23 protein-coding genes and 1 other annotated feature are annotated in these 22,969 nt (G+C 55.4%); of the genes, 12 read left to right on the forward strand and 11 right to left on the reverse strand.

All coding sequences use genetic code 11. The annotated features are described in order from the left end of the window. Positions 1–20: 20 nt before the first annotated feature. On the reverse strand, positions 21–1,448 hold the full coding sequence (gene yczR / locus AC22LX_RS14370; RefSeq protein WP_045393557.1) for a MocR-like transcription factor YczR: 1,428 nt from the start codon (positions 1,446–1,448) through the stop codon (positions 21–23). A gap of 87 nt (positions 1,449–1,535) precedes the next feature. Here yczR and yczE point away from each other — a divergent pair, with 87 nt between their 5' ends. Further along, positions 1,536–2,150, forward strand: coding sequence for a membrane protein YczE (gene yczE / locus AC22LX_RS14375; RefSeq protein ID WP_045393554.1), 615 nt, complete (start codon positions 1,536–1,538; stop codon positions 2,148–2,150). Positions 2,151–2,238: 88 nt separating this feature from the next. Continuing rightward, a complete protein-coding gene (locus AC22LX_RS14380; protein WP_015367925.1) occupies positions 2,239–2,592 on the forward strand; it encodes a DUF1428 domain-containing protein in 354 nt (117 codons plus the stop codon). A gap of 41 nt (positions 2,593–2,633) precedes the next feature. Here the strand turns inward: AC22LX_RS14380 and AC22LX_RS14385 are convergent, their stop codons facing one another. Continuing rightward, entirely contained in the window at positions 2,634–4,193 is a 1,560-nt protein-coding gene (locus AC22LX_RS14385) for an EAL domain-containing protein (RefSeq protein WP_045393551.1), read from the reverse strand. Positions 4,194–4,412: 219 nt separating this feature from the next. Here AC22LX_RS14385 and AC22LX_RS14390 point away from each other — a divergent pair, with 219 nt between their 5' ends. Together AC22LX_RS14390 and ykgO are read left to right on the forward strand one after the other, a co-directional pair. Further along, positions 4,413–4,673, forward strand: a complete 261-nt coding sequence (locus AC22LX_RS14390; RefSeq protein WP_015367923.1) for a type B 50S ribosomal protein L31 — start codon at positions 4,413–4,415, stop codon at positions 4,671–4,673. A gap of 2 nt (positions 4,674–4,675) precedes the next feature. Continuing rightward, positions 4,676–4,816: a type B 50S ribosomal protein L36 gene (ykgO, locus tag AC22LX_RS14395; protein ID WP_003859006.1), complete on the forward strand. Its 141-nt coding sequence runs from the start codon at positions 4,676–4,678 to the stop codon at positions 4,814–4,816. Here ykgO and AC22LX_RS14400 read toward each other — a convergent pair. Then, on the reverse strand, positions 4,813–5,523 hold the full coding sequence (locus AC22LX_RS14400) for a GNAT family N-acetyltransferase (protein WP_045393548.1): 711 nt from the start codon (positions 5,521–5,523) through the stop codon (positions 4,813–4,815). The two genes, ykgO and AC22LX_RS14400, sit on opposite strands and share 4 nt — an antisense overlap. 102 nt (positions 5,524–5,625) lie before the next feature. Between AC22LX_RS14400 and pdxR the strand changes: the two genes are divergently transcribed. After that, the gene (pdxR, locus tag AC22LX_RS14405; RefSeq protein WP_487334096.1) at positions 5,626–7,080 is read left to right on the forward strand and encodes a MocR-like pyridoxine biosynthesis transcription factor PdxR; all 1,455 of its coding nucleotides are present in this window, start codon (positions 5,626–5,628) and stop codon (positions 7,078–7,080) included. Here pdxR and AC22LX_RS14410 read toward each other — a convergent pair. The 6 genes from AC22LX_RS14410 to acrA form a co-directional block, all read right to left on the reverse strand. Next, entirely contained in the window at positions 7,055–7,519 is a 465-nt protein-coding gene (locus AC22LX_RS14410) for a YlaC family protein (RefSeq protein WP_047047056.1), read from the reverse strand. The two genes, pdxR and AC22LX_RS14410, sit on opposite strands and share 26 nt — an antisense overlap. Positions 7,520–7,647: 128 nt before the next feature. Next, a complete protein-coding gene (gene maa / locus AC22LX_RS14415) occupies positions 7,648–8,208 on the reverse strand; it encodes a maltose O-acetyltransferase (RefSeq protein WP_045393539.1) in 561 nt (186 codons plus the stop codon). Positions 8,209–8,339: 131 nt separating this feature from the next. Further along, positions 8,340–8,558, reverse strand: coding sequence for an HHA domain-containing protein (locus AC22LX_RS14420; protein WP_015367918.1), 219 nt, complete (start codon positions 8,556–8,558; stop codon positions 8,340–8,342). A 26-nt stretch (positions 8,559–8,584) separates the two neighbouring features. After that, positions 8,585–8,959 (reverse strand): Hha toxicity modulator TomB, encoded by a 375-nt coding sequence (gene tomB / locus AC22LX_RS14425; RefSeq protein ID WP_045393536.1) that lies wholly within the window; start codon positions 8,957–8,959, stop codon positions 8,585–8,587. A 472-nt stretch (positions 8,960–9,431) separates the two neighbouring features. Next, on the reverse strand, positions 9,432–12,578 hold the full coding sequence (acrB, locus tag AC22LX_RS14430) for a multidrug efflux RND transporter permease subunit AcrB (RefSeq protein WP_045393534.1): 3,147 nt from the start codon (positions 12,576–12,578) through the stop codon (positions 9,432–9,434). A 22-nt stretch (positions 12,579–12,600) separates the two neighbouring features. Beyond that, positions 12,601–13,800 carry a multidrug efflux RND transporter periplasmic adaptor subunit AcrA gene (gene acrA / locus AC22LX_RS14435; RefSeq protein WP_045393531.1) on the reverse strand — a complete coding sequence of 400 codons (1,200 nt, stop codon included), beginning with the start codon at positions 13,798–13,800 and terminating at the stop codon, positions 12,601–12,603. A gap of 141 nt (positions 13,801–13,941) precedes the next feature. On the opposite strand from acrA, the gene acrR reads away from it, so the two are divergent. Both acrR and mscK read left to right on the forward strand, forming a co-directional pair. Further along, entirely contained in the window at positions 13,942–14,592 is a 651-nt protein-coding gene (acrR, locus tag AC22LX_RS14440) for a multidrug efflux transporter transcriptional repressor AcrR (protein WP_045393528.1), read from the forward strand. 129 nt (positions 14,593–14,721) lie between these two features. Continuing rightward, positions 14,722–18,066: a mechanosensitive channel MscK gene (mscK, locus tag AC22LX_RS14445; protein WP_045393525.1), complete on the forward strand. Its 3,345-nt coding sequence runs from the start codon at positions 14,722–14,724 to the stop codon at positions 18,064–18,066. A gap of 37 nt (positions 18,067–18,103) precedes the next feature. On the opposite strand, the gene rsmS is transcribed toward mscK, so the two are convergent. Both rsmS and priC read right to left on the reverse strand, forming a co-directional pair. After that, the gene (gene rsmS, locus AC22LX_RS14450; protein WP_015704613.1) at positions 18,104–18,277 is read right to left on the reverse strand and encodes a pleiotropic regulatory protein RsmS; all 174 of its coding nucleotides are present in this window, start codon (positions 18,275–18,277) and stop codon (positions 18,104–18,106) included. Positions 18,278–18,289: 12 nt separating this feature from the next. Then, positions 18,290–18,817, reverse strand: a complete 528-nt coding sequence (gene priC, locus AC22LX_RS14455; protein WP_487334039.1) for a primosomal replication protein N'' — start codon at positions 18,815–18,817, stop codon at positions 18,290–18,292. A 69-nt stretch (positions 18,818–18,886) separates the two neighbouring features. Here priC and AC22LX_RS14460 point away from each other — a divergent pair, with 69 nt between their 5' ends. The 5 genes from AC22LX_RS14460 (at position 18,887) to recR (ending at position 22,963) form a co-directional block, all read left to right on the forward strand. Then, a complete protein-coding gene (locus AC22LX_RS14460; protein ID WP_015704615.1) occupies positions 18,887–19,264 on the forward strand; it encodes a DUF454 family protein in 378 nt (125 codons plus the stop codon). A gap of 150 nt (positions 19,265–19,414) precedes the next feature. Next, positions 19,415–19,966 carry an adenine phosphoribosyltransferase gene (gene apt / locus AC22LX_RS14465; RefSeq protein ID WP_015367908.1) on the forward strand — a complete coding sequence of 184 codons (552 nt, stop codon included), beginning with the start codon at positions 19,415–19,417 and terminating at the stop codon, positions 19,964–19,966. Positions 19,967–20,058: 92 nt separating this feature from the next. Then, complete coding sequence (gene dnaX, locus AC22LX_RS14470) at positions 20,059–21,969, forward strand: DNA polymerase III subunit gamma/tau (RefSeq protein ID WP_045393520.1); 1,911 nt, start codon at positions 20,059–20,061, stop codon at positions 21,967–21,969. Beyond that, positions 21,302–21,366 (forward strand) — a sequence feature (DnaX frameshifting element). (Overlaps the previous gene by 65 nt.) A gap of 56 nt (positions 21,970–22,025) precedes the next feature. After that, positions 22,026–22,358 (forward strand): YbaB/EbfC family nucleoid-associated protein, encoded by a 333-nt coding sequence (locus tag AC22LX_RS14475; protein ID WP_008805448.1) that lies wholly within the window; start codon positions 22,026–22,028, stop codon positions 22,356–22,358. Further along, positions 22,358–22,963 (forward strand): recombination mediator RecR, encoded by a 606-nt coding sequence (recR, locus tag AC22LX_RS14480; RefSeq protein WP_015367906.1) that lies wholly within the window; start codon positions 22,358–22,360, stop codon positions 22,961–22,963. Before AC22LX_RS14475 ends, recR begins: the two co-directional genes overlap by 1 nt. Positions 22,964–22,969 lie beyond the last annotated feature (6 nt).

The raw sequence follows: 22,969 nt of genomic DNA on the forward strand, positions 1-22,969 counted from the left end.
TCCAGCCCGTCGATATTTTATTATATTATTTTACGCATTCGCGTCATTTCTTTCTGTTGCGTAAGGGACTGCCACAGCGGTTGTAAAATGCTGAAGGCGTTGCGCAATTCCGTATCCGGCAGTGTGAAAGGCAAACGTAAATAACGATCGAAGGCCCCCTCCAGGCCGAAACGCGTACCGGTACCGATATGAATGCCGGCATTCTCCGCACGTACTGAGAACTGTGTCGCTAACATTTCCGGCAGCTCGACCCAAAATGACAGCCCGCCCTCGGGGACGCAAAAGCGCCAGTGGGGAAAATATTCCGCCATTAATGCGGCGCACATATCGCGACGCGCGGCCAGCATCGCACGCCGTTGCGGCAATAACGCCTTTTCGTTTTCCAGTAGCCAACGGCAAGCCAGCTGCTCCAGCAGCGGCGAGCCGAGATCGAGCGTATCCCGCGCCTGGATGAGCGAGGCGATAGTCGACGCGGGCGCGCGGATCCAGCCAACTCGCAGTCCACCCCAGAACGTTTTCCCCGCGGAACCAATAGTGATTATCGGCGCTTCAGGATTGAAAGCCGCCAGCGGCGGCGGCGGCGGGGCGTTGTACCATAAATCCACCATCGTCTCGTCGGCGACCAGCGTCGTTCGCGTGCTGGCGGCCAGATTGGCGACGCGCTGTCGAGTCTCGCTATCCATGCAGCGGCCGGTGGGATTATGAAAATCCGGCATCATAAAGGCCAGCCGCGGCGAGGTTTGCGCAATGGTTGCCGCCAGTCCGTCGCAGTCCCAGCCCTTTTCCGGTAACGCCACGCCTACTGGCCGGCAGGAGGCGCCGCGAATGGCGTTAATTGCCATCGGATAGGAGGGAGCGTCAACCACCACCCGGTCGCCTGGCCCGGTTAACAAACGCAGTACCAGGGCAAATCCGCTCAGCGCGCCATTTACGATCATGATTTCATCTGCCTGCGTCGGCAGTCCGCGTTCGCTATAGCGGCGGGCAATCACCGTGCGTAAATCGACTAACCCCTGCTGATCGTACCCGGTATAGGACAAATACTGCGGCATCAGCGTCAGCGCGTGGCTGTAGGCTTGATGAATTTCCGGTCCGGCGCTGAGGGCGGCGGTGGCGAGATTGACCGAAGGCGCCGAAAGCGTCTGTTCACCGGGCAGCAGAGGGCCTGCAGGTAGCGCAATGCGTGAACCACTCCCCTGGCGACTTTGCAGATAGCCTTCTTCTCGCAATAACCCCAGCGCGCTGGCGATAGTGGTGCGGCTAACATTTAGCGCCGTCGCCAGTTCTCGTTCGCCGGGCAAACGGGTCTCCAGCGCCAGCCGTCCATCAAGGATCAACAGACGCAGCGCTTCCGCCAGCTGCCGCCACAGCGGCGCGCGCGAGGAAGGGGCCTGCCAGTTGCCGAGCAGGCGTACCAGCGATTGTGTTCCAAAACGACGTACTGACATAGCGATCCACTTTTCAAAAACTGGCCATTAATTACCAATCCATTTTTGCTGATGATGGGGGTATTCGCAATACATACTGAGGTGTTTATGGTCCGTCGTTTGCTACAACTTTATATCGGTCTGGTTCTCTATGGCGTGTCGACGGCGTTATTCGTCCATGCCAACCTGGGGGCCGATCCGTGGGATGTGTTTCATCTGGGGGTGGCGAAACAGCTTAATATCAGTTTCGGCACGGTGATTATTGTGACCGGCGCCGCGGTGCTGCTACTGTGGATCCCGCTGCGCCAGATGCCGGGTCTCGGCACCATTAGCAATGTCATCGTGCTGGGCCTTGCGGCCGATGCCACGCTCGCGGTACTTCCGCCGCTGGAATCGCTGCCCGCGCGTAGCCTGCTGCTAGCCGGCGCGGTGGTGATGAATGCGATAGCGACCGGGATGTATATCGGCGCCGGTTTTGGCCCCGGACCGCGCGATGGCCTGATGACCGGATTGCACGCGCGGACCGGCTGGTCGCTGCGTGGTATCCGTACCGCCATCGAAGTCTCGGTGCTGCTAATTGGCTGGCTGCTGGGCGGTAAAGTCGGGGTTGGCACCGTGGTTTACGCCTTTGCTATCGGCCCGCTGATCCAGCTATTTTTGCCCTGGTTCCGTCAACCGCGGCCAGTCAGTGCGGCGGCTAAAAGCCGTGAACTGGCGTCCTGAAATCGCCGTTCGCAATAGCAGCGACTAAACTTATCACTCAGACGCCGACGGATATGCCGCCGGCGCTGTTCACTTCGGAGACTCACTCATGAAGTATGTTGATGGTTTTGTCGTTGCCGTCCCTGCGGAAAATAAGGAGGCATACCGCGAACTGGCAGCAAAATCGGCGCCGTTGTTTAAAGAGTTTGGCGCCACGCGCGTGGTGGAGTGTTGGTCGGATGATGTCCCGGAAGGGAAGCTGACGGATTTCCGCATGTCGGTTAAAGCGCAGGCGGATGAGGAAGTGGTATTCAGTTGGATCGAGTACCCGTCTAAAGAGATCAGGGACGCGGCCAATGCGAAAATGATGAGCGACCCGCGGATCAAAGCGCTTAGCGATAGCTTGCCCTTTGACGGCAAGCGCATGATCTTCGGCGGTTTTGCGCCGATTCTTGACGAGTAAATCCGGCGGCGCGACTGGTTGCCAGCGCGCCGCACATGATATTAATGCGCTTTAATATTATTTTCCGCCCACTGAATAAATTCCTCTTTCGGCAGCGCCTTACAGTACAGCCAGCCTTGCGCGTAATTGACGCCATGCGCGCGCAGCCAGTCGCGCTGAGCGGGGGTTTCCACCCCTTCGGCGACGATCGCCAGATTCAGCGCCTTCGCCATGTCAATGATATGTGGCGTGAGAGGTTTATATTCCAGGGTATCGACAAATGACTTATCGATCTTCAGCGTATCCACATCCAGCGTCTGCAGGTAGCTGAGGCTGGAATAACCGGTGCCGAAATCATCAATCGAGATCCGGTGTCCCGCCTGGCGATAGCCAATAATCACCGGCAGGGTGGTTTGCGGATCGACAAAGCCGCGTTCGGTAAGCTCAAGGGGGATCTGTTCCGCGTTGATTCCCCAGCGCGCCAGCTGCTCCTTGAGTAGTTTGGGTAGCGTGGGCGAGCGTAGGTCATCCACCGACAGATTAATAGAAATGTGCATCTGCGGATGATGGCGCAGCCAGGGACCGAGATCGGAAAAGATTTTACGCACAATATCCTCGGTCAACCGGGTGATAAGCCCGGTTTGCTCGGCTAGCGGGATGAAAATATCCGGTGATAAAAAGGTCCCATCCGGCTGCTGCCAGCGGGCCAGCGCTTCGGCGCCGGCGATTTTACCATCCTCCAGCGAGACGATCGGCTGATAGTAAACCTGGATGGCATCAGACTGTAGCGCATCCAGCATGCCATAACGCGGCGAGCGTAATCTGCGCAGCAGGCGCAGAAGTAAAAAAGAGGTCAACAGGCTGGTAAAGAGCCCAATCGGTAGCCATAGCAGTAGCTGCTGGCGAAGGCGCGCATCCAGTGGCTGCGTGGACGACCAACTGGCGACGCCAAGACCCAGTTCAGGGATGATATGCACGCGATAGACGGTGTCATTCAGCGTCAGCGTCTCGCTATGGAGGTTTTTAATTCGCGTCCAAACCGCGGGATCGATCGGTTGGCTACTGATCACCACCTGATCGTGCTCGGTGCCGAATAATATCGTGTGGATCTTTTCCTGACCGGTGGCGATAACATCAATAAACGACACCGGGTCGATCATCACAATATGATTTTTATTGCCGAAAGCGGTCATGCGATGCTGCAGGCCGAGGTCATTGATCGAGGTAAGCCAGGTGCTGTAACCGTCGGCAGTCACGTGGTCGGGGGGCGGAAACGTGACTGAGACCTGGTGATCCTCAAGCGATGAGCACATCGGTACCGAATTACGCAGCCAGAGTACTTCCTGCACATAGCGATGGGTGTAGGCAATGCGGCGCATATTCAACAGATGTTCTGGTGAACAGGCGGTGGCGCTATGCGCATCGGCTTCTTGTAATGCTTCTTTGGCCTGAGCGGCGACCTGTTCCACGCGCATCACAATGCGTTTTGAGTAGTGGTCGAGCTCGCTATAAAACTGCGCCTGCGCCTGACGCATTGCCAGCCAGATACTTAAGGCGATGGGCAGCACGATGGCGAGAATAAGTACCCCTGTAACCAGACTCATTAAATGGCGAGTCGTCATGGGTATGTCCTTATTTTAACGGGGAATTGCTCTGAGTATACGCGAAAGCGAAAAAAAGACCCGGATCGCGAATGCCGCGATTTGGGAGAAGGGGGTAAATCATCGCCTCCTGAGACACCGCGTGGTTCTTGCTGAAACCGCTAATTTCCTGTGGTTGATCTTTGGCGTTCAACGGTGTACCTTAATTGTTATGTTATAACATATTGATTGAGGTTCACTATGAAAGCTAATATTCATCCGCACTACCGTACCGTCGTTTTCCACGATACGAGCGTGAACGAGTACTTCAAAGTGGGATCCACTATTAAAACCGAGCGTGAGATTGAACTGGATGGCGTGACCTATCCGTATGTCACCTTAGATGTTTCGTCTAAATCCCATCCGTATTACACCGGTAAGCAGAAAACGCATGCCACCGAAGGTAGCGCCGCTCGTTTCCGTCAGCGCTTCGGTGGTTTTATTGATGCCAAAAGGAGCTAAATATGCAGGTACTGAACTCATTGCGTAGCGCTAAACAGCGCCACCCGGATTGCCAGATAGTGAAACGCAAAGGGCGGCTGTACGTTATCTGCAAAAGCAATCCGCGTTTTAAAGCGGTGCAGGGACGTAAAAAACGGCGTTAATTCGTAGGCTTGCGGAAGCTCTCCAGCGTGCGATATTGCTGGCCGTTGGCATCAAAATTACCGGCGGCCAGCCACTGGCGCATCGCGCTATCCACCTGCGGCCACTCGCTATCGATAATGGAAAACCAGTCGGTATCGCGATTGTGGCCTTTTATCACCAGCGCTTGTCGAAAGCGCCCCTCGAACTGAAAGCCTAAGCGCAGCGCCGCGCGCCGCGATGGTTCATTCAGGCTATTGCATTTCCACTCATAGCGACGATAGCCGAGCGACTCAAAGACATAACGCATCAGCAACCACTGTGCCTCGGTGGCCATCGCTTTGCGGCTCAGCAGCGGCGAAAAGTGAACATGGCCGACTTCAACGACGCCGTTTTTGGCGTCAATACGCATTAGCGCTAACGATCCGACCGGCTGCCCACTCTGTTCATCAATTACCGCGAAGTGAAGCGGGTCGTTAAGCTCGCTGATGCTGGCAATCCAGGCGCTGAACTCGGCAACGCTGTTTTCCGGTTCACGCAAAAGCCAGGTCCAGGCGCGGGTATCAGGCGCCTGTCGATAGGCGTTGAACAGCGCTTGCGCGTGTTTAACGGCAAGCGGTTCCAGGCGGCATGACTGTCCTTGTAAGGTCTGGCGCTGCGGCCATGGGCGTGGCTGCCAGTCAGGTAAAGCGTCGCCAACGAGTTGGTTAAATTGGTTGTATTGCGTCATCAGTCAAGTCCTGTTTGCGGGAAGAGTCCTGAGATTAAACGTCTGCTGGTTCCATAAAAAGTGCCATCCTGGTATCTTTTCATGGTGCCACGAGGAGCAATGATGAATATACCGGACGATGCTTTTTTTGCCTTGCTGACGCGCGGGATACAGCAGCGGGGAGACGCGACGCTACAGCGCGCGCTGTATCAGACGCTGCGCGAGGCCATTTTACAGGGCGAATTACTTAGCCATAGCCGGTTGCCGGGCGCCCGCGTTATTGCTCAACGTGCTGGCGTATCGCGCAATACCGTAAACAGCGCCCTGGAGCAGCTGGCGATAGAGGGATATCTGAACCGCAGTCGTCAGGGGACGTATGTCGCGGCGCTCAATATGCTGGCGGAAAGCGAGCCGACGCCGCCAACGTTTGTTTTACCTGAGCGCTTGCGCACGCTACCGCAGCCGGGTCGACGGGATTCTCCGGCACTGTTGTTGACTACCGGAATGCCCGCGGTGAACTACTTCCCGCTGGCTATCTGGCGTCGTTTGCTCGATCGGGTACTGCGCGAGAACGGCAGTACGATTCTTGGGTATGGGGAGGCGGCCGGTGAACCAGCGCTGCGCGAGGCGATTGCCCGTCATCTGACCTTATCCCGGGGCATACGCTGCACAGCGCGGCAAATTGTGATTACTGAAGGCGCGCTGGAGGGGGTTAATCTTTGCACGCATCTGCTGAGCGAGGCGGGGGATACCGCCTGGGTCGAAGAACCCGGTTATTTCGGCGCCAAAAGCGTGTTTATTAAAGCCGGATTGCAAATAAAAGGGATTGCGGTTGATAGCGATGGCATGCGGCCAGATATCGCGGACGAGCCGCCGCCACGGCTTATTTTTACCTCACCTTCGCACCAGTACCCGAGCGGGGCGGTGATGAGCGCCGGCCGCCGTCTGGCGTTGCTGGAGTATGCCCGCCAGCATAACGTGTGGATTATTGAAGACGACTATGACAGTGAGTTTCGCTACAGCGGCGAACCCATTCAGGCGATGCTCGGCATGGTGACGCAGGCGCCGGTGGTTTATCTTGGCACCTTCAGTAAAACGCTTTTCCCGTCACTGAGAATAGGATTTGCGGTAATGCCTCCTGCGTTGGCCGAGGCGGCGCAGGAGGCGATCGGCGCGCTGTTGCGCGGCGGCCATCGACTGGAACAGCGCGCGCTGGCGCTGTTCATCGAAGAGGGGCATTATGCGCGCCATCTGGCTTCAATGCGCCGATTGTATCGTCGGCGTCAGCAGCTGTTACGCGAGGCGGTCGCAAGCGAATTCGAGCTGGCGAATGAGATTTGGGGCGGAGAGGGCGGGCTGCATTTAACCGTCGCCATTGATGGCATCGACGATGTGCAAATTGTCGAGCAGGCGCGACGGTATCAAATGGCGCCAGCGGCGCTAAGCCGCTTTTATCTTAACCCACAGACCGCGCGTAGCGGCCTGGTATTGGGTTATGGTAATACGTCCGCGGCGCATTTCGTCGCGTCGCTGCGGACGTTGAACCGGCTAATCAGGCAGCAACGCGGGTCAGGGTGAAGACATCGTAGAACGAGAGTTCCCCTTTGGTAGCGATCATTTTCTGCAACTGGGCTTTCTGTTCATGGCCGACCTGCGGCGATTGCAGAATGCCGTCAATTAGCTGCTCAGGTACGAAGCGGGTGTTATACCATTCACCGTTATAACAGACGCGAAAATCGAGCACGTCGATATCTTCATAACGGTAGCGCGGGTAGACGTCAAAGAAGAAGAAGCCATTCAACAGGACAAACAGGACGACCAGTAGCCATACGGAATCAACCAGCGTCTCAGAGCGCAGCATGACGACGAGCGTGGCCAAAAAGGCGGCGTACATGGCGACAAATAGCCACGGGTGATTGCGAATAAAACTGATACTAAAACGCGGGCGATTATCGCGTTTTTCTTTTTCGTTCAGTTCCTCAATGGTGTTGGTTAGCAGGCGCTGTATTTCTGTCATTTTAGTCCCCGAATTCTTCGCAGAGCCCGGCATTTCAGGCTCTACGGCTCAGTTTGGCGGTTATTTTATGTTGCCGGAGACTAGGGTTAAAGTAACAGATCAGTTACAGAAAAGCATAACAGTTACTATTATTCGGTTAATAGCAGCTTGATGATTTGTGCAGGATTACCGCCGACTACCGCATTGGCCGGCACATCTTTTACCACCACGGCACCGGATGCGATAACCGCGTTGTCACCGATGGTGACGCCGGGGTTGATGACCGCCCGGCCGCCAATCCACACGTTATGGCCGATAACCACCGGTTTTCCATACTCGATACCGCTATTACGCTCCGTCGGATCGAGCGGATGGGTCGCGGTATAGATGTGAACGCCCGGCGCCAGCATACAGTTATCACCAATCCGAATCGGGCAAACATCAAGCATTACGCAGTCAAAGTTAGCGTAAAAATTGGCGCCGAGGCTGATGTTATAGCCATAATCGCAGCGGAAAGTGGGCTCGATATACGCGTCGGTGGGCTTGCCAAATAGTTCGCTCAGCAGTGCCGCACGCGATTCGCGTTCATCCGGAGCAGAGTGGTTATAGCGGTGCAGTACCTGCCTTGCATACAGGCGGTCTGCTTTTAGCGTTGCGTCTCCAGCAAGGTAAGGTTCGCCGGCGATCATTTTCCTTTTTTCTTCGCTCATGGTCTTCTCCTGGTTAAAGAAGAAACAGTATAAAGCGAAACCGGTTTCATATGCAGCAATATGGGACTCAGGCGTTTAATATCCCGAGTGATCCCTGTTGACGCGCCGTGGTATTAATGACAGAAAATGAACTAGCGGATAAATTTCCATACTGAAGTTGGGATTTTGTCGTATAGCTTATTCATGGTCAATTCAGCAAGGCGATGATCGGCTGCTGAGTAAAATACCGCCAATTCATTGTCGGAAAGTTCATATTTATTCTTTTCAATTACGCGCTCCAGCGTATCAATTGTCTGACAGCGGCGTAAACGCATCAAATAGTCTGTTTTAGTTAATGGTTTACCAGACATCATTTCACCTTTTGAATGTAATAATTCTAACAAGAAAGACTTACCGGGTTCTCCCGGCTGGCGTTCACAAAGCACCGGAATAAGCGATTGCCGGATTTACGCCATTTTTGGAGATCGCTTGTGTTTATGCCATAGCTACTGAACAGCATAAAAGTGTCATCCAGGTATTCGTCAAGCTGAGAAATCAGCTTATTATCCTCAGCATACTTAATTTTATAATTAAGCGCGTAAGTTGCTATGTGCTCGATCAATTCATTTAATTGAAGATTCACCGCCGAAGTGGGATCGTTAACCCAGCCGCGGTTGCTCTCTTCCAGGTTTGCAAGGCAGTCATGATACAGGGTTTCGCAGAGAAATCTAAGCTGCGCGATATCATGTCTTTTTGGCGAGTACTCGTCCATAACACATCCCCTTGTAAGTGGTTTAAACGACGACTAACAAACACCGTTGTGGGATGAAGACCAGGCTCAAACATTGTAATCCTGTGATTTAACTATAATCCAGTCTCAAAAACATTTCACCGTGCTATTACGAAAAATTACAATAAATACGGTTAATTTATCTTAAAAAAACAGATCCTATTATACGAATTCCTTTTATGTTTGGCGAAACTGGAACGTCAGCCTTATATATCATCAGGTTATCTGATTGACGCCTGCCTGCAGCGAAAAGGTTGTTGGGAGGTTGTTGGTAATTAAGAATATTCTGAATGAAGCCTGATGGTGAAGCCAATAACGGAAATCTTAATAAAGATAGAACAACGTTCATCAATGTATATTATATGTCAGAACGTAAAATAAACAATAACAATGTGTGCGTTTAAAAACCCCTAAAGAAAAAGGGCCGCAAATGCGGCCCTTAGCTTAAGCAAGATTAATGATGCTCAACCGGATGGTTATGCTCAATATCTTCAGTTTTCTTACTGAAGCGGCGACGAACCACCACGAAGAATACCGGCACGAAGAAGATGGCCAGAACCGTCGCGGTCACCATCCCGCCCATTACGCCAGTACCGACGGCGTTCTGCGCGCCGGAACCTGCGCCGGAGCTGATAACCAGCGGCATTACCCCAAGGATAAACGCCAGAGAGGTCATCAGGATTGGACGCAGACGCATACGTACTGCTTCCAGCGTCGCTTCAATCAGGCCTTTGCCTTCTTTTTCCATCAGGTCTTTGGCGAATTCAACGATAAGTATCGCGTTCTTCGCCGACAGACCGATGGTCGTCAGCAGGCCGACCTGGAAGTAAACGTCGTTAGTCAGCCCGCGGAAGGTTGCCGCTAACAGCGCGCCGACAACACCCAACGGTACCACCAGCATGACGGAGAACGGAATCGACCAGCTTTCGTACAACGCCGCCAGACACAGGAAGACGACGATAAGCGAAATGGCGTACAGCGCCGGGGCCTGGTTGCCGGACAGGCGTTCCTGATAGGACATACCGGTCCAGTCGTAGCCGACGCCAGAAGGCAGTTTGCTTGCCAACTGTTCCATCATCGCCATCGCTTCACCCGTACTGCGTCCCGGTGCGGCCTGACCGAGGATTTCCATCGATGGCAGACCGTTGTAACGCTCCAGACGCGGTGAACCATATTCCCAATGGGAAGTGGAGAAGGCGGAGAACGGCACCATCTGACCATCGCTGCCGCGTACATACCAGTTGCCGATGTCTTCTGGCAGCATACGGTATTTCGCTTCAGACATGACGTACACTTTCTTCACGCGACCGCGGTCGATGAAGTCGTTGACGTAGCTGCCGCCCCAGGCCGCGCCAAGGGTAGTGTTGATGTCGCTAATTGAAACGCCAAGCGCCTGCGCTTTTTCCTGATCGATATCGATCTTGAACTGCGGCGTATCTTCCAGGCCGTTAGGACGCACGCCAACCAGAAGGTCAGGATGCTGAGCGACCATACCAAACAGCTGGTTACGCGCCTGAGTTAATTTCTCATGCCCTAAACCACCCTGATCGATGAGCTGGAAGTCAAAGCCGGTAGCGGTACCCAGTTCGACGATCGCCGGCAGGTTAAAGGCGAAGACCATCGCATCTTTAATCTGCGAGAAACGGGCCATCGCGCGACCGGTAATCGCTTCAACTTTGTTTTCTGAACCCGGGCGTTGGCTCCAGTCTTTTAACGACACGAAGGCGATACCGGTGTTCTGACCGCGACCCGCAAAACCAAAGCCGTTAACCGCGAACACCGATTCAACGTTGTTCTTCTCTTTGGTCAGGTAGTACTCAGTCATCTCATCGAGGACTTTCTGCGTACGTTCCTGACTCGCGCCCGCCGGAAGCTGCGCCATACTCAGGAATACGCCCTGGTCTTCATCCGGCAAGAAGGAGCTTGGCAGACGAACGAACAGGTAAGCCATACCGATGACGATAATCAGATACAGCACCAGGTAACGACCGGTACTACGCAGAATGTTGCCTACGCTGTCGGTGTAGTGGTGCGTGCTCTTATCGAACATGCGGTTAAACCAGCCAAAGAAGCCTTTGTGCTCGCCATGGCCGCCTTTCTGAATCGGTTTCAGCATGGTGGCGCACAGCGCTGGCGTCAGAATCAGGGCCACCAGTACCGACAGCGCCATCGCGGACACGATAGTAATCGAGAACTGGCGATAAATCGCGCCGGTTGAACCGCCGAAGAAGGCCATCGGGATAAATACCGCAGACAGCACCATCGCAATACCGACCAACGCGCCCTGAATCTGACCCATTGACTTACGGGTCGCTTCTTTCGGCGGCAATCCTTCCTCCGCCATCACGCGCTCGACGTTTTCTACCACCACGATGGCGTCATCCACCAGCAAGCCGATGGCGAGCACCATCCCGAACATCGTTAGGGTGTTTATCGAGAAGCCAAATACCGCCAGGATGGCGAATGTCCCGAGCAATACCACCGGAACCGCGATGGTCGGGATCAGCGTGGCGCGGAAGTTCTGCAGGAACAGATACATGACCAGGAACACCAGGATGATCGCTTCCACCAGCGTTTTTACCACTTCATGAATAGAGATCTTCACGAACGGGGTAGTATCGTACGGGTAGACGATTTTCAGGCCTGACGGGAAGTACGGTTCCATCTTCGCCAGCTCGGCGCGGATGGCGTTGGCGGTATCCAGGGCGTTAGCGCCGGTCGCCAGTTTAATCCCCAGACCGGAAGCCGGTTGGCCGTTGAACTTCGCGATGATGTCGTAGTTTTCGCCGCCGAGCTCAACTTTCGCCACATCGCGCAGACGAACCTGTGAACCATCCTGATTGACTTTCAGCAGGATTTTGCTGAATTCATCTGCGGAGGTTAAACGAGTCTGGGCGATGATCGAGGCGTTCAACTGCTGGCCTTTCACCGGCGGCGTACCGCCTAACTGGCCCGCCGCGACCTGGGCGTTCTGCGCTTTAATAGCGTTGATGACATCTACCGGAGTCAACTGGAAGTTGTTCAGCTTCGTGGGGTCCATCCAGATACGCATCGCATACTGGGAACCGAACAGCTGAACGTCGCCGACGCCGGAGGTACGGCTGATGGCATCCTTCATATTGGCGCCCACGTAGTCGGAAATATCCTCCTGCGTCATGGTGCCGTTAGTGTTGATAACCCCGACAACCATCAGGAAGCTACTGGAGGATTTCTCCACGCTCACGCCCTGTTGTTGTACTTCCTGCGGCAGCAGCGGCATCGCCAGCTGCAGCTTGTTCTGCACCTGTACCTGGGCGATGTCTGCGTCAGTACCGGACTGGAAGGTCAGGGTGATCTGCACCGTACCGGTGGAGTCACTGTTTGAGGACATGTACATCAGGTTATCGATACCGTTCATGTTCTGTTCGATAACCTGTGTCACGGTATCCTGCACCGTTTTCGCATCAGCCCCCGGGTAGGTGGCCGAGATCGTCACTGCTGGCGGCGCAATCGTTGGATATTGCGCCACGGGGAGTTTCATAATCGAAAGCCCCCCGGCCAACATGATGATTATGGCGATCACCCATGCAAATATGGGGCGATCGATAAAGAAATTAGGCATGTCTTAACGGCTCCTGTTTAAGTTAAGACTTGGTTTGTTCAGACTGAGCGTTCGCGTTACCGGCGGTTTGCTGTTGGTTGTCTGAAGCTACTTCCTGCGCTTTTACCTGTACGCCTGGTTTGACTTTTTGCAGGCCAGCGACGATCACGCGATCGCCGGATTTCAGACCTTCGGTCACTAACCACTTATCGCCGATAGCTTGAGTCGCGGTGACCTGGCGAACTTCAACTTTGTCGCCTTCGCCAACCACCATCACGCTGGCATCGCCGCGCGGGGTACGGGTAACGCCCTGTTGCGGAACCAGCAGCGCATCCGGGTTAATACCTTCTTCCAGGCGTGCGCGGACGAACATCCCTGGCAGCAGGGTGTGGTCCGGGTTCGGGAAGATCGCGCGCAGCGTGATAGAACCGGTGGTCTGGTCAACGGTGACATCAGAGAATTCCAGCGTGCCGTCTTGCGGGTATTTCAGACCGTCGTTGGTCACCAGTTCGACTTTCGCTTTGCCGTTTTCTTGCTTCAGTTTACCGTTTGCCAGTTCCTGTTTCAGACGCAGGAAATCGTTGCTCGATTGGGTAACGTCAACATAAATAGGATCTAACTGTTGAACGGTCGCCAGCGCGGTAGCTTGCCCGTTTTGCACCAGCGCGCCCTCGGTGACCGCGGATTTACCAATGCGGCCGCTGATTGGCGAAGTCACTTTGGTATAAGCCAGGTTGATGCGCGCGGTTTCAACCGCGGCTTTTGCCGCGACGACGGCGGCGTTGCTTTGCTGAGCGTCGGCAACGGCAGTGTCGTAGTCTTGTTGACTGATGTATTTCGTGCCAAGCAGTTTCTGATAACGTTTGACCGTCAACTGAGCGATGTTTGCGGCGGCCTGGGCTTTCGCTAAGTCGCCTTTGGCGCTTTCATAGCTGGCCTGATAGGTTGCCGGATCGATCTGATAAAGAGACACCCCCGCCTGAATATCGCTGCCTTCAACGAAGTTACGTTTCAGAATAATGCCACTTACCTGAGGACGGACTTCTGCGACACGATAAGCATTGGTACGGCCAGGAAGTTCAGTGGTGATTTGTAGAGGTGCGGATTTGAGCGTGACAATGCCAACTTCCGGCATTTGCTGGGCTCCTTGTTGAGCCGGTTTATCGTCACATCCTGTTAGCGCTAAGCTGCCTGAGAGCATCAGAACGACCGCCAGAGGCGTTAACCCTCTGTTTTTGTTCATATGTAAACCTCGAGTGTCCAATTTCAAATTTTCAGTGGCTCAAACGTCCACAAACCCACTTCAGTCTTTCTATTATGGTCATGCTATGGTACATACATTCATAAATGTATGTAAACGCAACCTCTGTAAAGTCATCAACCTATGGCACGAAAAACCAAACAACAGGCACTTGAAACCCGGCAACTGATTCTTGACGTTGCCCTGCGTTTGTTTTCGCAGCAAGGCGTATCATCTACCTCGTTGGCCGCGATTGCAAAAGCTGCCGGAGTGACCAGGGGCGCGATTTACTGGCATTTCAAAAACAAATCCGATCTGTTTAATGAAATATGGAGTCTTTCGGACGCCAGCATTAGCGATCTCGAAGTTGAGTATCGGGCAAAATTCCCTAACGATCCACTGTCAGTTGTTCGCGAAATACTGGTCTATATCCTCGAAGCGACGGTAGTAGAGGAGCGTAGACGCCTGATGATGGAAATCATCTTCCATAAATGCGAATTTGTCGGAGAAATGGCCGTTGTCCAACAAGCACAGCGCAGTTTATGGCTTGAAAGCTACGATCGTATTGAGCAAACATTAAAAGAGTGTATCACTGCTCAACAATTACCTGCGAATTTACTCACTCGCCGTGCGGCAATTCTGATGCGTAGTTATCTTTCCGGATTAATGGAGAATTGGCTTTTCGCGCCTGAGACCTTTAATCTTCATGCGGAAGCTCGCGCTTATGTAGACACGCTCATTGAGATGTATCAAACCTGTCCATCGTTGCGTAGCCCGTCTGCAATTGTGGCCTGACGACCGGGAGTAAATAAAGGTAAATTTTACTTATCTCTGCCGCTATTCGCGCGCTGGGAGAAGTGCTATTCTGCGCGCTGCGACGACCCCCGGTATTCTCCGGCATTTGCAACCATTCATGTTAATACTATGCAGCATACAAATCGTTGGCCTCATGCTATTTCCACCATTGTCTTTGCACTGGTCCTTATAGTTGGCACTCTGAGCTTCAGCCAGGTTCAGGCTGCAGATTTACCTGACCGTTCTGACATTCAAAGCCAGCTCACTACGTTAAATAAGCAAAAAGAACTCACGCCGCAGGAAAAATTAGTTCAGCAGGACCTGACCCAGACTTTAGAAACGCTCGATAAGATTGAACGTATAAAGTCTGAAACTGTGCAACTGCGTCAGCAGGTTGAACAGGCGCCGGCGAAAATGCGTCAGGCGGTCGACAGCCTGAATGCGCTGAGCGACGTTCCTGATGATGAAGTCACCCGTAAAACCCTGAGCACGTTGTCGCTGCGACAGCTAGAGTCGCGCGTGTCGCAGGCGCTCGACGACCTGCAAAGCGCGCAGAACGATCTGGCGACCTACAACAGCCAGTTGGTCTCGCTGCAGACGCAGCCGGAACGCGTGCAGAACGCGATGTATTCCGCCTCTCAGCAATTACAGCAAATTCGTAACCGTCTCAACGGCACCGCGCCGGGCGAAGAGACGCTGCGCCCGACGCAGCAGGGGCTGTTGCTGGCGCAGCAGGCGTTGCTGAACGCGGAAATCGAACAGCAGCGTAAGAGCCTGGAAGGCAATACCGTCCTGCAGGATACGCTGCAGAAACAGCGCGACTACGTCACCGCCCATAGCAACCGGCTGGAACATCAGCTGCAACTGTTGCAGGAAGCGGTGAACAGCAAGCGACTGACGCTCACCGAGAAAACCGCTCAGGAAGCGGTCTCGCCGGAGGAGACCTCGCGGATCCAAAATAACCCGCTGGTCAAGCAGGAGCTTGAAGTTAACCACCAGCTCAGCGAAAAGCTGATTCAGGCGACGGAAAACGGCAACCAGCTGGTGCAGCGTAATATCAGAGTGAAAAACTGGCTCGACCGCGCGCTGCAGTCCGAACGCGATATCAAAGAGCAGATTTCCGTATTGAAAGGCAGCCTGCTGCTGTCGCGTATCCTCTATCAGCAGCAGCAAACGTTGCCATCAGCAGACGAGCTGCAGGATATGACCAACCGCATTGCCGATCTGCGCCTGGAGCAGTTTGAGGTTAACCAGCAGCGCGATGCGTTATTCCAGAGCGATGCCTTTGTGGCAAAGCTGGAAGAAGGCCATAGCAGCGAAGTCACGCCGGAAGTTCACGACGCCCTGTTGGAAGTGGTGGACATGCGCCGTGAATTGCTCGACCAGTTTAACAAACAGCTGGGGAACCAGTTGATGATGGCCATCAACCTGCAGATTAACCAGCAGCAGTTGATGAGCGTCTCCAGCAATCTGAAATCGATCTTGACCCAGCAGATTTTCTGGGTGAACAGCAATAAGCCGATGGATTGGGAGTGGATTAAATCCTTCCCGGAAGCGCTGAAAGGCCAGTTCAAATCGATGAAAATCACCGTCAACTGGGAAAAAGCCTGGCCGGCGGTGTTTATCGCATTCCTTGCCGGGCTGCCGCTGCTACTGATTGCCGGTCTGATCCGCTGGCGCCTGCAGTGGCTGCGCGATTACCAGGCGAAGCTGGCCTCTCAGGTAGGTCAGTTACGCAACGATACCCAGCTCAACACGCCAAAAGCGATCCTGATTGATTTGATCAGAGCGCTGCCGGTGGTGCTGCTCATCCTCGCCGTCGGGCTTATCCTGCTGACCATGCAGCTGAATGTCAGCAACCTGCTGTGGGCTTACAGTAAGAAACTGGCAATGTTCTGGCTGGTGTTCGGCCTGTGCTGGAAGGTACTGGAAAAAGATGGCGTGGCGGTGAAGCATTTCAATATGCCCGCGCAGCTGACCAGCCACTGGCGGCGGCAGATCGTCCGCGTCAGCCTGGCGCTGCTGCCGCTGAATTTCTGGTCGGTCGTCTCTGAGCTCTCTCCGCTTAATTTGATGGACGACGTACTGGGGCAGTTCGTTATTTTCGTCAACCTGCTGCTGATTGCGGTGCTGGTGTGGCCGATGTGCCGCGAAAGCTGGCGTGACAAAGAGTCGCATAGCCTGCGCTTGCTAACGGTGACCGTGCTGTCGATTGTGCCCGTCGCGCTGATGGTCCTCACGGCGACCGGTTACTTCTATACCACGCTGCGTCTGGCTGGCCGCTGGATTGAGACCGTCTATCTGGTGATGATGTGGAACCTGCTGTACCAGACCGTGTTGCGCGGCCTGAGCGTGGCGGCGCGGCGTATTGCCTGGCGTCGGGCGCTGGCGCGTCGCCAGCATCTGGTGAAAGAAGGGGCGGAGGGCGCCGAACCGCAGGAAGAGCCGACGATCGCGCTCGAACAGGTTAACCAGCAAACGCTACGTATCACCATGCTGGTGATGGTGGCGCTGTTCGCGGTGATGTTCTGGGCGATTTGGTCCGATCTGATTACCGTGTTCGCCTATCTCGACAGCATTACGCTCTGGCACTACAACGGCACCGAGGCCGGGGCCAGCGTGGTGAAAAGCGTGACCATGGGCAGCCTGCTGTTTGCGATTGTCGCCTCGATGGTCGCCTGGGCGCTGATTCGCAACTTGCCGGGCCTGCTGGAAGTGCTGGTGCTGTCGCGTCTTAATATGCGCCAGGGCGCCTCCTATGCCATAACGACGATCCTTAACTACGCGATTATCGCCATCGGCGCGATGACGGTATTCGGCTCGTTAGGCGTATCGTGGGATAAACTGCAGTGGCTGGCCGCAGCGCTGTCGGTTGGTTTAGGTTTCGGCTTACAGGAGATCTTCGGTAACTTCGTTTCCGGTCTGATCATTCTCTTCGAACGCCCGGTGCGTATCGGCGATACGGTGACTATCGGCACCTTCTCCGGCACCGTCAGTAAGATCCGCATTCGCGCGACGACCATCACCGACTTCGATCGCAAAGAGGTGATCATTCCGAACAAGGCCTTCGTGACCGAACGGCTGATCAACTGGTCGCTCTCCGATACCATCACCCGCGTGGTGATCCGCCTGGGCGTGGCCTACGGATCCGATCTCGATAAAGTGAAAGAGGTGCTGCTGCAGGCGGCGCATGAACATCCGAAAGTGATGCAGGAACCGGCGCCATCGGTCTTCTTTACCACCTTCGGCGCCAGCACGCTGGATCATGAACTGCGCCTCTACGTGCGTGAACTGCGCGATCGCAGCTACGCGGTGGACGAACTGAACCGTTCGATCGATCGCCTGTGCCGTGAAAACAATATCGATATTGCCTTCAACCAGCTGGAAGTTCATCTGCGTAACGAGAAGGGAGATGAAGTGACGGAAGTGAAGCGCGATAATAAAGGGGATGATACGGCGCCAGACGTCGCATAATCGCTAATCGGGGCGGCATATGCCGCCCCGAATCGTTTTATTCTTCAGACAAAGGCGCGTCAGGTTGGGCGTTTTTCAGTTTGTTTTCATAGTCGCGCTTAATAATATCCAACGCTCCCAGCACCGTTTTTGCGCTGACCCGGTTTTCTTCCAGCAACATGATTAAATCGACGGCCAGTTTGACTTCGTCTGGTGCATTTTCCAGCGACATAATCCTCTCCTGTTAGCGCGTTAAACGCGCCAGTACGTTTTCAATATTTTCCAGCGCATCGCGACAGCGGGCCAGGCGGCCGGCATAGGCCTCGACCTCTTTGGTCAGCCGCTGCTGTTCGGCAAGGGTTGTTGCCGACGCCAGCTGACGTTGGCGATCGTTGCGCATCGCCAGCAGGCGGCGCTCATACTCCTGGTGCTGCAGGCGGCGGCGTTGCCAGCGGTTTAGCGTCGGCGAGGCGCTATCCCAGTGGCGTAACGACCAGGTCGCCGTCTCGCGGCTAATGGCGGCAATCTGCGCCACCAGCTGTTCGGCAAGCCAGGCGACCTGCGGTAGATGCTGATGCTCGACGGCATGCTGGAGCTCGGTAAAATTATGCCGCGCTTCGTCAAGGTAAGCCTGCATCTGCGTGTCGCGGGTACGGAACAGCTGGCGGTCGAAACGCGGGCTCAGCGTGGCGTGATTGGCGAACGGCGCCACCTGAAGCGCCAGCTCGGCCAGCTGACTTTCCAGCGTTTGTAAAAGCCGGGTTGTTTTCAAATAACTCCTCCATTCCCTACTCAGCAACTGTGCTACAGTAGCGACATCTGCTTGATAACGATTCGCATTATGCCACGTATTATTTTAATCATCATTGGCTGGCTGGCGGTAGTGCTGGGGACGCTGGGCGTCTTCTTACCGCTGTTACCAACAACGCCATTTATTCTACTTGCCGCGTGGTGTTTTGCCCGCTCGTCGCCGCGCTTTCACCACTGGCTACTTTATCGCTCGTGGTTTGGCGGCTATCTTCGCCACTGGCAGCAGTACCGGGCGATGCCGCCGGGGGCCAAGCCGCGAGCCATTATCATGATTTTACTGACCTTTGCCATTTCTCTGTGGCTGGTTAAGCTTATGTGGGTGCGCATCCTGCTGCTGGCGATCCTCGCCTGCCTGCTGATATTTATGTGGCGCATTCCGGTGGTTGACGCAAAGCAACAAAAGCACTGATGCGCAATAATGCCTGTTGCAATTGTTGGCGACAGCCAGTAAATTCTGGCGTTTTCGAGCGCGGGTAAGCCTGGTCAAAGGTTAAACAAATGTTTCTTTGGCCCATTTTGCACGCCCGTGGGTAACACCGTTTCAATCAGGCATAAACTTATGACCGCAACTGCACAGCAGCTTGAATATCTGAAGAACAGCATCCAAAGCGTCCAGGATTATCCGAAACCGGGCATCCTTTTCCGCGATGTCACCAGCTTGCTGGAAGACCCTAAAGCCTACGCGCTTAGCATTGAACTGCTAACCGAGCGTTATAAAGACGCCGGCATCACCAAAGTGGTGGGGACCGAAGCGCGTGGTTTTCTGTTCGGCGCCCCGGTTGCGTTGGCGCTGGGCGTTGGTTTTGTTCCGGTTCGTAAGCCGCGCAAGTTGCCGCGCGAAACCATCGCCGAAAGCTATGAGCTTGAATATGGCACCGATCAGCTGGAAATCCACGTTGATGCCATTAAAGAAGGCGATAAAGTGCTGGTCGTTGACGACCTGCTGGCGACCGGCGGCACCATTGACGCCACCGTGAAGCTGATTCGTCGCCTGGGCGGCGAAGTTCACGATGCCGCTTTTATTATCAATCTTTTCGATCTGGGCGGCGAACAGCGCCTGGAAAAACTGGGCATCAATTGCTTTAGCCTGGTGCCTTTCCCGGGCCACTAAGCAAATCCCGACACATAGCCTCGCCGATCCGGCGGGGCTGTGATAGCATTACCCCCTCGTGAATTCACCTTCCAGCGTTTCAGAGCCAGCCCATGAGTTATCAGGTCTTAGCCCGTAAATGGCGCCCACAAACCTTTGCTGACGTCGTCGGCCAGGAACATGTGCTGACCGCACTGGCGAACGGCTTATCGTTAGGGCGCATCCATCACGCATATCTCTTTTCCGGCACCCGCGGAGTAGGGAAAACCTCCATCGCCCGGCTGTTGGCGAAGGGGTTAAACTGCGAAAGCGGTATTACCGCGACGCCGTGCGGCGTCTGCGACAACTGTCGCGAAATAGAACAAGGCCGCTTTGTCGATCTGATCGAGATCGATGCCGCCTCGCGCACCAAAGTGGAAGACACCCGCGATCTGCTGGATAACGTTCAGTATGCGCCGGCCCGCGGCCGCTTCAAGGTCTACCTGATCGATGAAGTGCACATGCTGTCGCGCCACAGCTTCAACGCGTTATTAAAAACGCTGGAGGAGCCGCCCGCGCACGTCAAATTCCTGCTGGCGACTACCGATCCGCAAAAGCTGCCGGTGACGATTTTATCCCGCTGCCTGCAGTTCCACCTCAAGGCGCTGGATGTCGAACAGATCCGCCATCAGCTTGAACACATTCTTGGCGAAGAGCAGATCGCGTTTGAGCCGCGCGCGCTGCAGCTGCTGTCGCGCGCCGCGGATGGCAGCCTGCGCGATGCGTTAAGCCTGACCGATCAGGCGATCGCCAGCGGCGATGGCCGCTTAAGCGCACAGTCCGTCAGCGAAATGCTCGGCACCCTCGACGACGATCAGGCACTATCCTTGATAGAAGCGCTGGTGGCCGCCGACGGCGAGCGCGTGATGGCAGGCGTCAGCGACGCCGCCGCGCGCGGCGTTGAGTGGGAAGCGCTGCTGGTGGAAATGCAAAGTCTGCTGCACCGTATCGCGATGGTCCAACTCTCGCCATCGGCGCTGGGGGCGGATATGGCCGCCGTCGAGCTACGAATGCGCGAACTGGCGCGTACCGTGCCGCCGGCCGACGTTCAGCTTTACTATCAGACGCTGCTGATTGGCCGTAAAGAGCTGCCTTATGCGCCGGACCGGCGTATGGGCGTTGAGATGACGCTGCTGCGCGCGCTGGCGTTTCATCCTCGCCAGCCGCTGCCAGAGCCGGAAGTGAAGCCCGTTCAGGTTCCAACCTCTGCGCCGGTACAACAAGCGGCACCGCCCGTATCGTCGCCATCAGCGCCGCCGCAGAATCTGCCGCAAAGCACCAGCCAGGTGCTGGCGGCGCGCAGTCGGCTGCAGCGAACCCCGGGAGCGACCACCCCAAAAAAGAGTGAACCGGCAGCCGCATCCCGCGCGCGGCCGGTGAATAACGCTGCGCTGGAACGACTGAGTTCGATTACCGAGCGCGTACAGGCTCGTCCGGCGGCGGCCGCGCTTGAGCAGGCCCCGGCGAAGAAAGAAGCCTACCGCTGGAAATCGACGGCGCCGGTTGAAGAAACCTTAGTCGAGGTCGCCACGCCGAAAGCGCTGAAAAAGGCGCTGGAGCATGAAAAAACGCCAGAACTGGCGGCGAAACTGGCGGTTGAAGCGGTCGAGCGCGATAGCTGGGCGGCGGAAGTGAGCCAACTGGCGGTACCGAAATTGGTTGAGCAGGTCGCGCTGAACGCGTGGAAAGAGCAGGACGGCAATCGCATTTGCCTGCATCTGCGCCCCAGTCAGCGGCATCTTAATTCCGCCGGCGCACAGCAGAAACTGGCTGAAGCGCTGGGCGTGTTGTACGGCGCGCCGGTTGAATTGACCATCGTTGAAGACGATAATTTGGCGATGCGCACGCCGCTGGAGTGGCGGCAGGCAATTTATGAAGAGAAGCTCGCGCAGGCGCGCGAGGCGATTATTGCGGATAACAACATCCAGACCCTGCGGAGATTCTTCGATGCCGATCTGGATGAAGAGAGTATCCGACCCATTTGATCGCCAGTCGGACTGGCGATCGGTACCTTAACGATGACTTACTGAGAGAGAAGCCTATGTTTGGTGGAAAAGGCGGCCTGGGTAACCTGATGAAACAGGCCCAGCAGATGCAAGACAAAATGCAGAAAATGCAGGAAGAGATCGCGCAGCTGGAAGTGACCGGTGAGTCCGGCGCGGGTCTGGTAAAAGTGACCATCAACGGCGCGCACAACTGCCGTCGCGTGGAAATCGACCCAAGCCTGCTGGAAGACGACAAAGAGATGCTGGAAGATCTGGTGGCTGCCGCGTTCAATGATGCCGCGCGCCGCATTGAAGAGACCCAGAAAGAGAAAATGGCCTCCGTTTCTGCCGGCATGCAGCTGCCGCCAGGCTTCAAGATGCCGTTCTGATGCAAACCAGCCCGCTGTTAACTCAGCTTATGGAAGCGCTGCGCTGTCTGCCGGGCGTTGGCCCGAAGTCGGCGCAGCGCATGGCGTTTACGCTACTGCAGCGCGATCGCAGCGGCGGTATGCGTCTGGCGCAGGCGCTGACGCGCGCGATGTCGGAAATCGGCCACTGCGCCGATTGCCGCACCTTCACCGAGCAGGAGGTGTGCAATATTTGCAGCAATCCGCGTCGTCAGGAAAACGGTCAGATCTGCGTGGTGGAGAGTCCGGCGGACATTTACGCCATTGAGCAGACCGGGCAGTATTCCGGCCGCTACTTCGTGCTGATGGGCCACCTGTCGCCGCTTGACGGTATCGGGCCGGATGACATCGGGCTCGATCGCCTCGAACAGCGTCTTGAAGCGGAGTCGATAAGCGAGCTGATCCTCGCCACCAACCCAACCGTTGAAGGCGAGGCGACGGCCAACTACATCGCTGAGCTTTGCGCGCAGTATGGCGTTGACGCCAGCCGCATCGCCCACGGCGTACCGGTTGGCGGGGAGCTGGAAATGGTCGACGGCACCACGCTGTCGCACTCTCTCGCAGGCCGCCACAAGATTATTTTCTGAACAAAT

The sequence above is a fragment of the Klebsiella sp. PK01 genome (assembly GCF_057624675.1).